This window comes from Pedobacter cryoconitis (assembly GCF_014207135.1).
GTDB lineage: Bacteria > Bacteroidota > Bacteroidia > Sphingobacteriales > Sphingobacteriaceae > Pedobacter > Pedobacter cryoconitis_D.
The window spans coordinates 310,420-323,554 of record NZ_JACHCC010000004.1 but is presented as its reverse complement, the minus strand read 5'-3'; the positions used below and the strand labels follow the sequence as shown (position 1 = coordinate 323,554).

At 40.2% G+C, this 13,135-nt stretch carries 9 protein-coding genes and 1 riboswitch; of the genes, 6 read left to right on the top strand and 3 right to left on the bottom strand.

Going from position 1 to position 13,135, the window contains the following annotated elements:
- Positions 1-37: 37 nt before the first annotated feature.
- From HDF25_RS09060 to carB, 3 genes are all read right to left on the bottom strand, one after another.
- Positions 38-487 (bottom strand): hypothetical protein, encoded by a 450-nt coding sequence (locus HDF25_RS09060; RefSeq protein ID WP_184624423.1) that lies wholly within the window; start codon positions 485-487, stop codon positions 38-40.
- A complete protein-coding gene (locus tag HDF25_RS09055; RefSeq protein WP_184624422.1) occupies positions 484-3,942 on the bottom strand; it encodes a DUF6443 domain-containing protein in 3,459 nt (1,152 codons plus the stop codon). Before HDF25_RS09055 ends, HDF25_RS09060 begins: the two co-directional genes overlap by 4 nt.
- Positions 3,943-4,214: 272 nt before the next feature.
- A complete protein-coding gene (gene carB / locus HDF25_RS09050) occupies positions 4,215-7,031 on the bottom strand; it encodes a carbamoyl-phosphate synthase large subunit (RefSeq protein ID WP_184624421.1) in 2,817 nt (938 codons plus the stop codon).
- Between the two features lie 306 nt (positions 7,032-7,337).
- On the opposite strand from carB, the gene HDF25_RS09045 reads away from it, so the two are divergent.
- From HDF25_RS09045 to HDF25_RS09020, 6 genes are all read left to right on the top strand, one after another.
- Complete coding sequence (locus HDF25_RS09045; protein ID WP_184624420.1) at positions 7,338-7,862, top strand: hypothetical protein; 525 nt, start codon at positions 7,338-7,340, stop codon at positions 7,860-7,862.
- 112 nt (positions 7,863-7,974) lie between these two features.
- Positions 7,975-8,604 carry a nicotinamide riboside transporter PnuC gene (pnuC, locus tag HDF25_RS09040; protein ID WP_184624419.1) on the top strand — a complete coding sequence of 210 codons (630 nt, stop codon included), beginning with the start codon at positions 7,975-7,977 and terminating at the stop codon, positions 8,602-8,604.
- Positions 8,597-9,118, top strand: a complete 522-nt coding sequence (locus tag HDF25_RS09035) for an AAA family ATPase (RefSeq protein WP_184624418.1) — start codon at positions 8,597-8,599, stop codon at positions 9,116-9,118. Before pnuC ends, HDF25_RS09035 begins: the two co-directional genes overlap by 8 nt.
- Positions 9,119-9,169: 51 nt before the next feature.
- Positions 9,170-9,317: riboswitch (TPP riboswitch) on the top strand.
- A gap of 56 nt (positions 9,318-9,373) precedes the next feature.
- Positions 9,374-11,824: a TonB-dependent receptor gene (locus tag HDF25_RS09030; protein ID WP_184624417.1), complete on the top strand. Its 2,451-nt coding sequence runs from the start codon at positions 9,374-9,376 to the stop codon at positions 11,822-11,824.
- A 4-nt stretch (positions 11,825-11,828) separates the two neighbouring features.
- On the top strand, positions 11,829-12,461 hold the full coding sequence (locus HDF25_RS09025; protein ID WP_184624416.1) for a thiamine phosphate synthase: 633 nt from the start codon (positions 11,829-11,831) through the stop codon (positions 12,459-12,461).
- Between the two features lie 27 nt (positions 12,462-12,488).
- Positions 12,489-13,130: an alpha/beta hydrolase gene (locus tag HDF25_RS09020; RefSeq protein WP_184624415.1), complete on the top strand. Its 642-nt coding sequence runs from the start codon at positions 12,489-12,491 to the stop codon at positions 13,128-13,130.
- The last annotated feature ends 5 nt before the right edge of the window (positions 13,131-13,135 follow it).

Genomic DNA, 13,135 nt, shown 5'->3' with positions numbered 1-13,135 from the left:
TAGACCTGTTTGGGGGCATTTCAGAGCCGGTATCGGATTACTTATAAGTAATCCGATACAATGTATCTCTGCTTTTAAGATTGTAATATATCGCTTTATTTAAACGATCAATCCCTTTAGTTATAATTTTGCTCCCATTGACGAGTATAGTGTCATTCTTGATCAACTGGACATTAATGACATTAGTAAAGGAGTAATCATCTATTAGATTTTTGTGCTTATTAAAGTCTTGCTTCGTATAGGTCGAATATCCAACATCTCCTGCCACTGATGCGCTAATAATATTTCCCTTCTCGTCAAATATCTCATCGGTTACAATGAGATATTTATTCCCTTGATAGTTAAATGTACTATCATCTTCCTTTAGCGCATAGCCCGGTTTAACTAAGATAGAGGTCGCTTTGCTAACGACTTCTATCTTAGTGGATAGACATTGTCCAATAAACAACAATAACCCTACTGGTATATAAAGAATTAATTTACTCATGGTGTAACTGTTTTACGTGTAGGGTCTGACGATGTACCCTGCACAACTACCTGTATTTTTCCCGGATCAGTTTGACTATTATTTGCCTGATTAACAATTGAATTAACAACACTGGTCACTGTACTGTTTGATGGATTTGACGATGAATTATTTGGATTAACTACTCCAAAACAACCATATGCCATTGCAACATTAGTATTACCATTAGGGGTAACATAATATCCTCCAACATGCATTTCTTCACCTGTAACATAATTCGTATGTGCTCCTGGTACCTCTGCCTCTACGGCAGCAGATCGATCTGCTGACGGCAGTTTGTCACTTCCATTTTGTGTTAATTTTAAGGCAGGCAACCCCGCAACCTGCACAGGTTCTGCATCATAAGTTTTTGAACTTCCCACAGCCGGCACAAACCCTACATTGGTAGCGGTTCTTGGACCATCGCCATTTCCATTCTCTTTATACGCATTTGAGTAATCGCTCTTGGTAACAGCATAGCCAGCTCTCGTCACCCCAAATTCCATGTGAAAACTTGCATCTTCTGTATCTGTAACTACTGCCCTATACACATTAATAGTTGTAGTCGCCACTTTAGAGTTATTACTATACCTACTTGAATAACCCGCAACAGTTTGCTTAGTTCTTCCAATCACCTGGTTAGTAATTGTAATTATCGGGTAAGTAGCCATTCCGTCAGGATCAATATTCCTGATAGGATTATTTTCAACATAAGTGTATGGAGAAAAACGCCTCGATTTCTCCGCCAGGGGATCTACACTTGTCCACCTTCCAATAACCGGATCATAAAACCTCGCTCCATAATCATACTGCCCTAATTCATCCTGCAACTCCTTCCCATTATAAAGGTACTTATTATCATTTGAAGCTGTCAGAACAGCCTTCCTTAAACCAAAGGCAAAATAATCATCCTTTTGCAAAACCTCAATACTTGCTGATGGATTTTTATAAAATGTTGCCCTGTTATTTCCCAGATGATCAGTCAGCGTATATTCATAGCTATAGATTCCTCCATTGTTTCTTACCAACCCCTCTTCAGTAGTAATAATATCGATAGTTCCATCACCTTTATGCTGGATCCCACCAATGTAATCCGTAGTCACTGAACCACCAGTTTTCTTTAACTTATTACCAGCAGCATCATATGTATAACTTAAATTCTGACTGCCTGTGATAGTCTGTGGTAAGTTCAGGTAATTATAAGTCAGTTTAATGTTTTTCTCACTGTCATTGTTCAAATTACCATTCGCATCATAACCATAAGCACTATTGGTAAAACCAGTTATCTTAGTCAGCTGGTTACCAGTATAACCACTATAAGTATTCAGCAGTCCATTTCTGGTCAGTGTTTTGATATTCCCATTTACATCATAACTGATAATTTCCGCAAGATTTGTTGAAGTCGCATCAGTCAGCCTATTTAGTTTATCATAACTGTAAATAAAATTATTGTCTAAATTATCTTTTGCCCTTCCCCAAAGCTGCTTGGAAATATTACCATTCCATTGTGGTTTATCCCCTTCATTGTACTTCAACTGCATGTTGAATAAATCACTCGCACTTTTATTCAGCCAACCTCTTTCATTATATCCATAAGTGATTGTTTGCAGATAAGAACCTCCATTGTCAGTACTATGCAGCTGTTTAGTCACTACCTGCCCGGTTTCAGTATAATCCAATTTATTCAGGACTATTTCGGGTTGTCCATTGATACTTTCTGATGTAGCAATTTTACGCCCTATATGATCATAGAAATAGCGATTGGCAATTACTGTGGCTGCCTGCCCCTTGATTGTGTGATTACGTGTACTCTCTGTGAGTTCGCCTGCAAAGTTGTATGCATTATCAACGATATCTGTCCCACCCAGATGATTTTCACGCTTAGTCTGTACAAGACGGCCTTCTCCATCATAGTAGTAAACAGAAAGCAACATATTACTTGTACCCAATGTAGTTATCCTGGTCCCTGTCATCAATGATTTAGTCCGTTCTGCTCCCATTTGGTTTCCCGATGGCTGACCGAAGGTGCCCACCAATGGGAAACTGTAATCATCATAATAATTGATCACATAATAAGAACTTATATCTGAGGCCAGCGGAAAAGAGAGATTATCATAACCGATATCACCACTGGCTATTCTGTTTTCCCAGAGTACTTTCTGAGCCGTTACAAGGTCCTGCAAAGCAGCCCTTTTAATATCTTTAGTGTATAACCCTGAAATCACCACTCTGCCTAAAGCATCATATTTAGTGAATATCCACTGCTTAGCTGCGCCTCCATTAGCATCCTGCGTCAGGACAACCTGATCCAAACTATTATAAACCAGGTACTCCCAGTCCTTACCTGGCACCTGTTTCTCAACTAAACGCCGACGTCCATCATAATGATAACCATAAATAAACTGCTTAAAAACATCATCACTTTCCGCAAAACTACTTATGTTACTCTGTCCGTTTTCATTCACTGCCGGAGGTAATACATAACGTAGATTACCCAAATCATCATAAACATAATAAGTAGAAAGACTTTTGGTATCAGTTTCCCAAACCCGTTTCAGAATTACCAGACCATCAAAATTTTTATATTCGTCCGTTGAACCAGCTTTTAAATCCGCAGCTTTCCAGTTTTCATCTTTGGAGGTAGTTTTGTATAATTTACCCACCCCATAATTGGTTGTTCCTGAAGCTCCGGTTGTCGTAATCGTCCAAAGCTTCACATCATCAGCCGCATTCGTTCCATACTCTATTTTCTGCGTATGCCCGGTATTACTTCCGGAAACAGGCTGCCAGTCAGCACCAGGTGCCCCTTGTTCAACAACCCGGTTCAGTGGAGAGGGTTCAAAAACAGTCTGCCCATAAGGATAACCAGTTGCAGCAATTCCAGCAGTAGGTGTAGCATAAAAAGCAGTCAGCCCCGTCAATGCATCGCTGCGGTAAGCACCACCGTTACTAGTAATAGCATAAGGCTGATATTTCTTATCCTCCCTGCCAAAAGCATCATAAGTCACCGGCTGCACTACATCAGCAAAACCCGGGCTTCCCTGAATAATTACAGTTTGCATCGGACGACCCAATCCATCAAAATACTGAATGCTCTGATTGACCTCGGCAGTATTATAGCTATTTGAACTTGCCGCAGCATCAGTCTTGATATCCGGTCTTCTAAAGACCCGCGCCAATATGTAGTTTTGGTCAGTACTTGGCTTACTGGATAAAGCCACCCAGTTATCAAAATTGATCCCGGTAAAGATCCTCACAGTTTTGCCAGCTGGAATCGTAAAACCAGGAAGTAGTGTAATACTTCTGACAGCCTTTATCTCGGTCTGATTAGTATAGGCATTCAATGTTGTGTCCTTCGGCATCTGTCCTTTACTCGAATGAATGCCCAGAAACAAAGCACAAAAAATCAGGGCAGGGGAATATAAATATCTTCTCATGAGGCATTAATCTTTGGAATAATTAATAGAATTTAACAGCTACAATTTTTGAACACGACAAAACCATAACCTGTTTAATAGCAGCGTAAATTAAATTAATTAATACACAAATCATAAAGAATAAGAATAATAAAACATTAAGAAATTGATATCCGAAACGTACCCCTCCCAGAGAATTTCGAGGCGATGTAAAAAGCAGAACTGCCAGATATATAGTCACAAAAAAAGGCCTGTGTTTTTCAACACAGGCCTCAGATATTTTAAAGATTATATTATTTCGATAAATACATAGATTTGTCTTTATACAGTTTTCTGAAATATGGATCTTCCAGATCTTTGATAAACCGGATAGATTCACCTGTTGATTTCATCTCCGGACCTAATTCTTTAGGTACTTCAGGGAATTTATCATAAGAGAAAACAGGCTCTTTAATCGCATAACCTTTCAGTTTACGTTCGATCGTGAAATCTTTCAGTTTATTCACACCTAACATGATCTTAGCGGCGATATTGATGTAAGGAACGTCATAAGCCTTAGCGATAAAAGGAACTGTTCTGGAAGCTCTTGGATTCGCTTCAATCACATATACCTGTTCATCCTTAACAGCGAACTGTATATTCAGTAAACCAATTACGTTTAATGCTCTCGCAATTTTCTTAGAGTAAGTTTCCATGCTTTCCATTACCTTCTCAGAAAGACTGAATGGAGGTAATACGGCAAATGAATCTCCGGAGTGGATACCTGCCGGCTCAATGTGCTCCATCAAACCTACGATATGTACATCCTCACCATCACAGATGGAATCAGACTCTGTTTCTTCTGCTCTGTCCAGGAAATGGTCAATCAGTACTCTGTTACCAGGCAGGTCACCCAATAATTTTACTACTGCTTTTTCCAGGTCTTCATCGTTAATTACGATGCTCATTCCTTGTCCGCCTAATACATAACTTGGACGAACCAGTACCGGGTAACCTACTTCATTAGCTACGACAATAGCCTCTTCAGCATTTTCAGCCACACCATATTTAGGATAAGGAATATCAAGCTCTTTTAACAGATCTGAGAAACGGCCGCGGTCTTCGGCGATATCCATATCATTGTATGAAGTACCGATGATCTTGATTCCGTTTTCATGCAGTTTTTCTGCCATTTTCAAAGCAGTCTGACCACCTAGCTGTACAATCACACCTACCGGGTTCTCCAGTTCGATGATTTCACGTACATGCTCCCAGAATACTGGCTCAAAGTATAATTTATCAGCCATATTGAAATCGGTAGATACCGTTTCAGGGTTACAGTTGATCATAATAGATTCAAATCCGCATTCTTTTGCTGCCAGTAAACCATGCACACAAGAGTAATCGAATTCAATTCCCTGACCGATACGGTTCGGGCCTGATCCTAATACAATAACTTTCTTCTTATCAGAAGGTACAGACTCATTTTCCTCCTCAAAAGTAGAGTAGTAATATGGGGTCTGTGCAGCAAACTCAGCAGCACAGGTATCTACCATTTTATAAACCCTTCTGATACCTAATGACTTTCTGCGGTTATAAACTTCGTCTTCAGTTACATTACCCAACAGGTAAGCAATCTGAATATCAGAGAAGCCTTTTTGCTTCAATGTGAAGAAGAATTCTTTTGGTATATTATTTAACGAATAACGTTTCAGTTCTGTTTCCAGATGCACTAATTCCTGTATCTGTGCTAAGAACCACTTATCGATTTTAGTTACTTTACGGATAGACTCCAATGGAACACCCATGCTCATTGCATCCTTGATCAGGAACAAACGGTTCCAGCTCGCATGCTCTAAACCATACATGATCTCCTCGATACTTCTGTTGTGTTTACCGTCAGCACCTAAACCTGCACGTCCGATCTCCAGACTCTGACAAGCTTTTTGCAGGGCTTCGATAAAACTACGGCCGATGGCCATAACCTCACCAACAGATTTCATCTGTAAACCCAGTTCCATATTGGCACCTTTGAATTTATCAAAGTTCCAGCGAGGTACTTTTACAATTACGTAATCCAGTGTTGGCTCAAAGTAAGCTGAAGTAGTTTTGGTAATCTGATTCTCGATTTCATCAAGGTTATAACCAATTGCCAGCTTAGAAGCGATCTTTGCGATAGGATAACCTGTTGCTTTACTCGCCAGTGCTGATGAACGGGAAACCCTTGGATTAATCTCGATAGCAATGATGTCATCGTTATCAGGGTTAACAGAGAACTGTACGTTACATCCACCTGCGAAATTACCAATTGCACGCATCATTTTGATTGCCTGGTTACGCATATCCTGGTAACAGGTATCAGATAAAGTCATAGCTGGTGCAACTGTAATCGAGTCACCAGTATGAATACCCATCGGGTCAAAGTTTTCGATAGAACAGATGATAATCACATTATCATTACTGTCTCTCAATAACTCCAGCTCATATTCTTTCCAGCCTAAAACTGCTTTTTCTACTAATACTTCGTGCGTTGGAGAAGCTTCAAGACCACGTTTCAAGGCTGCATCAAATTCTTCTTTTTTATGCACGAAACCACCACCAGATCCACCTAATGTATAAGAAGGACGGATAACCAGTGGATAACCGATTTCCTGAGCAGCTTCTTTACCTTCCAGGAAAGAGTTTGCGATTTTCGATGGAGCAACACCCACACCTATATCTACCATTAACTGGCGGAAAGCTTCCCTGTTTTCTGTTTTTTCAATCGCAGCAACATCAACGCCGATAACCCTAACGCCGTGTTTTTCCCAAACGCCACGCTCTTCAGCTTCTTTACAAAGGTTTAAGGCAGTCTGCCCTCCCATAGTAGGTAATACTGCATCAATTTTCCGTTCTATCAGGATCTGTTCGATAGAATCTACCGTCAGAGGTCTGAGATAAACATGGTCTGCAATGACCTTATCAGTCATAATAGTCGCAGGATTGGAGTTTATAATCGAAACTTCAATTCCTTCTTCTTTTAAGGATAAGGCAGCTTGGGATCCGGAGTAATCAAACTCACAGGCTTGGCCAATAATAATAGGTCCGGAACCGATAATCAATACTGAACGTATAGAGGTGTCTTTAGGCATAAGGCTTTAAAAAAGTCTAAAGTGTTTTGTTAAAAAATGTTCGTCTTGTAAGACCTGATAGCTGGGCGAGATTTTATGTGCTATTGCTAAAGAATCCCGACTGTTCTGTCGGGATGCAAAGATACAGTATTAGGTGGTAATATTGCAGATTTTTTTTAAAAGAGATTTAGAGAAATCCGGACTAAAAACACGGATTACCTGACAATAGAGCCTCTTTAATTTTAATGATTGTACTTGGAACAACTTTTGTTCGTTAATGGAAAAGGCGAAACGCCGGTTGACACTACAAAAAACACTCACACACGAATGAAGAAATTACTATTTGCGGTCCTTGCCGCTACCGTTTTATTTAGCGGATGCGGGACAGTTCAATCCATTATTAAGTCCAGTTTTCCATATACAGCTACACTGGTTGTACCTAAATCATCAAAAGTAGATTCGACTTTATCTGTGACCAGTGCAGCTAGCAGTTTTGATGAGGTGTTTGGAAACCAGAGTGGAAGTGACTATATCAGGGATGTCAGAATTGCCTCGGCCCGTGTAATAGCCTCCGATCCAAATGACAAAAGTATGGGCATGTTCAAGTCTGTAAAAATGTTTGTCTCCAACGGGAACAGCGGCGAAGTCATGGTTGCGTCAAGAAATGATGTTTCAGCACATATAGGATCTTCACTGGTACTAGATATTGACAATTCCCGTTTTCTTGATAAATACATTAAAGGCAACAGTCTGAAAATACGTATGGAATATGTATTAAGAGATAATTTAACCACAGATGTAAGCGTAAGAACTTCTTTGAGTTTCAGTTCTTCGCCTAATAATAAAAAATAAATATATCCTGCAACCTGAGGTTGCCCATGAATACGGTATATAGATCTTTGTTTGGTTTATTATCCGGTAGGTGATCACTCCTGCCGGATTTTTTTTTGATTACATTTGGCGCATGGTAACAATAGCTGATGCGGTCAGGGAGAGCATTATACATTTTTTCAACATCACCACTCCATTGGAATGGTGCGGGGTAATCACCGGAACCCTTTGTGTCTGGCTGGCAGCAAAAAATAATATTCTAAACTGGCCTCTGGCTATCATCAGCGTCCTGATTTACATTTTCATTTTTTTTGAAAGCAAACTCTATTCAGATATGGGCCTGCAGGTCTATTTTCTGGTTACCAATGCCTATGGCTGGTATTTCTGGAGCAAAAACAGAAATAACCCGGAAACCTCCAGACCAGTCAGTATTATTACCAATAAAGAAATGGGCTTATCGGCAATTGCAGTTATTCTACTCACCATACTGCCAGGAACCTTACTTCACTACTTTACCAAAGCATCTTATCCATTTCTGGACAGTTTCTGCACGGCATGCAGTCTGGTCGCTCAGATATTCCTGGCCAGAAAAGTATTACAGAACTGGCTGATCTGGATCTTTGTAGATATTATTTATGTCGGTGTTTATATTTCCAAAGACCTGTATGCGACCGCGATTATGTATGCATTATATGTTTATATCGCATGGGTAGGCTATCAGGGATGGAAGAAAACCTATATTATTGAAAACAGTCATGATTAAAAAAATAGCAATTGTCGGCCCGGAAAGCACGGGTAAATCAACTATAACAAAACTCCTGGCCAAACATTACGGTACGCTTTGGGTGTCCGAATTTGCCCGTTATTATTGTGCAGCACTGACCAGCCCATGTACCATGCAGGATGAAATAAACATGTTCCATGGACAGGTTGCCCTTGAAGAATCAGTCCTTGCCATTACCGAAAAGGATCTCATTTTCTGTGATACCACCTTTTTAACAGTCAAAATATGGAGTGATGAAATGTTAGGGGAGACTGCACAGCTAGTCCTTGATGCTTTACCGGAAAGAACCTACGACCTTTACTTATTGCTGGATATTGATTTACCCTGGCAGGAAGATCCTCTGCGTGACTTCCCGCATATGCGTGAACATTTCCTGTCTGTATGGCATAAAGAATTAAAAGCCCTGGGTGCGAATTATGTCCTGATCAACGGTATTGAAGACAGGTTACAAAACGCAATTACTGCCGTAGATCACTTTCTGGGGCAAGTATAGTAGCTGCTAAACACCAAGAATTGCTATCTGTAAAAAAATGCATACCTTTGCTTTCATCAAAAGGGGTGCCTTGTTTTGTAAAAAACACAAAGACAGGCTGAGATCATACCCATTATTTGAATACTGAGTTTATATCCTGTTATTCAAATATGCACCTGATCCGGGTAATGCCGGCGGAGGGATTGGAGTTATGGAGTTTAATTATGCTGTATTGGGCCCTATTTACAGCAGGTTTTACTAAAAAGCAATAAAAAATTGAAAACTTTACTGATCGCAGTTATTACTGTGTTCCTATTCCCTGTTTTTGCCAATGCGCAATTCACTATTTCAGGATCTGTTTCCGAAAAAACAACACACAATAGTTTAGCAGGAGCGAGTATCAGCCTGAAAGGGGCTGGAAAAAACACCAATAGCTCTGCTGGTGGAAAATACCAGTTAAAAAATATTAAAGCCGGAAAATATACGCTTACTGTAAGTTTCATCGGTTATGAAACCCAGCAGAAAACCATTGAGATCAGTGGAGATCAGCAAATTGATTTTAGCCTGGTCTCATCGGCTTATCTGGCTGATGAAGTCATTGTCATGGCTACCAGAGCGACAGAAAAATCGGGTACCACTTATAAAAATTTAAGTAAGTCGGAGGTTACTGCCAACAACTTTGGCCAGGATTTACCTTTTATTATTAACAATACTCCAGGTGTGGTAGTCACTTCAGATGCCGGAGGTGGTGTAGGTTACACAGGTATCCGGATCCGGGGCAGTGATGCAACCAGGGTGAATGTAACCGTGAACGGGATTCCTTTGAATGATTCTGAAAGCCAGGGAGTCTTCTGGGTAAATATGCCGGATTTTGCTTCTTCAGTAGAAAGCATTCAGATCCAGCGGGGTGTGGGTACCTCAACGAATGGTGCGGGCGCATTTGGTGGAAGTTTAAATGTACAAACCTCTGCACCAGGCCTGGAACCTTATGCTGAACTCAATAATACCTATGGCTCTTTCAATACTTTAAAAAACACTGTAAAAATCGGAACCGGACTGATCGATGATAAATTTAGTTTTGACGGCCGCCTGTCCCGGATACAATCGGACGGTTTTGTAGACCGCGGTGCATCACTGCTGAAATCATATTTCCTCTCTGGTGCTTATCATGGTAAAACAGACTTGCTCCGTATCAATGTTTTTTCAGGTTCTGAAAAAACGTATCAGTCCTGGAATGGTGTCCCTGAATCAAGATTAAGAGGTGACGTACAGGGAATGAATGACTACATCATACGAAATGGCCTGAATGAAACTGATGCGGCAAACCTTCTGAATTCTGACAGCCGGAAATACAATTCCTTCCTTTATAAAGACCAGAATGATAATTACTGGCAGGACCACTATCAGGTATTATATGCCAAACAGTTTAATGATAAATTTTCGTTCAATGGTGCATTACATTATACTTATGGCCGGGGATATTATGAGGAATTTAAACCCGGACAAGCTTTTAGTGACTATGGTTTAGCAAACCCGGTGATTAACGGTGCACCTGTAACGACTACCGACCTGATACGCAGACGCTGGCTGAATAATAATTTTTACGGAACAACCTATAGTTTTAATTACAAAGCGCAATCTAATTTAACCTTTACACTGGGTGGAGCTTATAACCAGTACAGAGGTAAACACTTTGGCCAGGTGACCTGGTCACAAGTCTCTTCAACACTGAATAATTCTGATCATTATTATGATGGGGATGGAAATAAAAATGATTTTAATGTCTACGCTAAAGCAACTTACAGCCCTGTAGAGAAACTAAGTTTGTTTGCAGATCTGCAATACAGAAGATTTACTTATGCTATAACCGGCCAGGATGACAACCGGAAACCAGTTGATATCCACGACAACCGGAATTTCTTCAATCCGAAAATCGGGGCCACTTATTTTGTCGATCCGAAAAGTAATATATACGCTTCCTTTAGTGTAGCGAATAAAGAAGGAAACCGGGATGATTATATCAACGCCATAGCTGGTGCATTACCAGTTCCTGAACGTTTGTATAATGTAGAAGCCGGATACCGGATCAAAGGAACGGATTATAGTGCAGGTATAAATGTATATGGCATGTTCTATAAGGACCAGCTGGTTATTACCGGTCAGATAACGGATGTAGGTGGAAATATCCGTCAGAATGTACCTGACAGCTATAGGGCAGGCGTTGAATTTGATGGTTCCTATACACTCAGCAGACATTTTTTAATAAATGCAAATGCAGCCCTGAGCCGGAATAAAATCAAAACATTCATAGAACATCTTCCCAATTCAGATACTAAAACAGATGATTTAATCACCTATCAAAACACCAATATTTCTTTTTCTCCTGATGCCGTACTTTTCGGAGAACTCGTTTATAAACCGTTTACTAGTTTCGCTATCGCCCTGCAAAGTAAATATGTGAGTAAACAATACATGGACAACACACAAAACGAAAACAGGAAATTAAACGGGTACTGGGTAAACAATCTTCGTTTAGGATACGATTTTAGTTTCAAAGGGGTAAAGAATATGAATATTGGCTTATTAGCAAATAACATCCTGAATAAGAAATACGAAAGTAATGGTTACACCTATGGCTATACAAGTGGCGGCAACCGGACTACCGAAAACTTCTATTTTCCACAGGCAGGTACAAACTTCCTGTTATCTTTGAATGTTAAATTCTAAAATAATGAAAAAATTCATCGAGAAACTTCAGTTCATCACTCACGATATAGATACCCTAACACATGTAGAACAGGCACAGATAGCTTGTGAAGCAGGAGCTAAATGGGTTCAATACCGTTGCCTGACGAAAGATGACGAAGCTCTTTTAAAAGATATTAATACTATTGCCGAAATCTGTGATGACTGGGGGGCAACCCTGATCGTGACCAATCATATTCACCTGAACAGAAAAGCAGATATCCAGGGTTTCCACATCGAGGATATGGATGCGGATTTTACCGCATTACGCGCGCAACTGGGTGAAGATATCACGATCGGAGGTTCTTCAAACACCGTGGAGGGCTTAATCAGACTTGCCGCTGAAGGTGCAGATTACGCAGGTTGCGGCCCATTCAGCCATACCGATACTAAACCGAACAATGCTCCCTGGTTAGGTCTGCAAGGCTATAAGGAGGTCGTTGCGCTATTAAAAGAAAAAGAGATTGATCTACCGGTATTAGCTGTTGGTGGTGTAAAACTGAATGATGTAGATGCCCTGATGGAAACGGGCATATTCGGAATCGCTGTATCTTCGGCAATCAATCAGGCCGAAAACATGAAGCATGCTTACCAGGATTTCTACGACCTGGTTAAATAATTCATTCAGCACCTTAACCATTTTTAGATGAAAGTATATTTTATAAGTGGTTTAGGTGCTGACCAAAGGGTTTTTCAATTCCTGCAATTACCGGGAATTGAAAAAATCTATATCAACTGGGTAGATCCTCTTCAGAATGAAGAACTGAGAGCCTATGCCAGCAGATTAACTGCTCAGATTGACTTGACCCGGGAAGTTATTCTTGTTGGAATCTCTTTTGGAGGCATCATTGCCCAGGAGATTTCCAGGATCGTCCCCTGTAAAAAGGTAATTATCATTTCAAGTGTTAAATCACCAGCCGAATTCAGCTGGCAACTATCCTCAGTAGCATTTACCAGAATTTACAAGCTGTTTCCTGCCCGATTCCTTAAATGGACTAATATCCTGACAGCTGATTATTATTTCGGTACTCAATCTGCCGAAGAATCAAAGCTCCTTCATCAGATTATTCTGGACACTGACAATAAATTTATGCTATGGGCAATAGCTCAGCTCATGCAATGGAAAAATGAGGACATCCGGCAGGACATCATTCACATCCATGGTACATCAGACAGAATATTTCCTGTCAAAGCAATTAAAAATTATATAAAAATAGAGCATGGAGGTCATTTCATGGTAGTTAACAAAGCAGAAGAACTGAGCCGGATACTAAATTGTCATTTTTAATATTA

Excerpts from the sequence above, each read along its gene's own strand:
- HDF25_RS09060 (WP_184624423.1), bottom strand. The coding sequence starts at position 487 with ATGAGTAAATTAATTCTTTATATACCAGTAGGGTTATTGTTGTTTATT.
- HDF25_RS09055 (WP_184624422.1), bottom strand. The coding sequence starts at position 3,942 with ATGAGAAGATATTTATATTCCCCTGCCCTGATTTTTTGTGCTTTGTTT.
- carB (WP_184624421.1), bottom strand. The coding sequence starts at position 7,031 with ATGCCTAAAGACACCTCTATACGTTCAGTATTGATTATCGGTTCCGGA.
- HDF25_RS09045 (WP_184624420.1), top strand. The coding sequence starts at position 7,338 with ATGAAGAAATTACTATTTGCGGTCCTTGCCGCTACCGTTTTATTTAGC.
- pnuC (WP_184624419.1), top strand. The coding sequence starts at position 7,975 with ATGGTAACAATAGCTGATGCGGTCAGGGAGAGCATTATACATTTTTTC.
- HDF25_RS09035 (WP_184624418.1), top strand. The coding sequence starts at position 8,597 with ATGATTAAAAAAATAGCAATTGTCGGCCCGGAAAGCACGGGTAAATCA.
- HDF25_RS09025 (WP_184624416.1), top strand. The coding sequence starts at position 11,829 with ATGAAAAAATTCATCGAGAAACTTCAGTTCATCACTCACGATATAGAT.
- HDF25_RS09020 (WP_184624415.1), top strand. The coding sequence starts at position 12,489 with ATGAAAGTATATTTTATAAGTGGTTTAGGTGCTGACCAAAGGGTTTTT.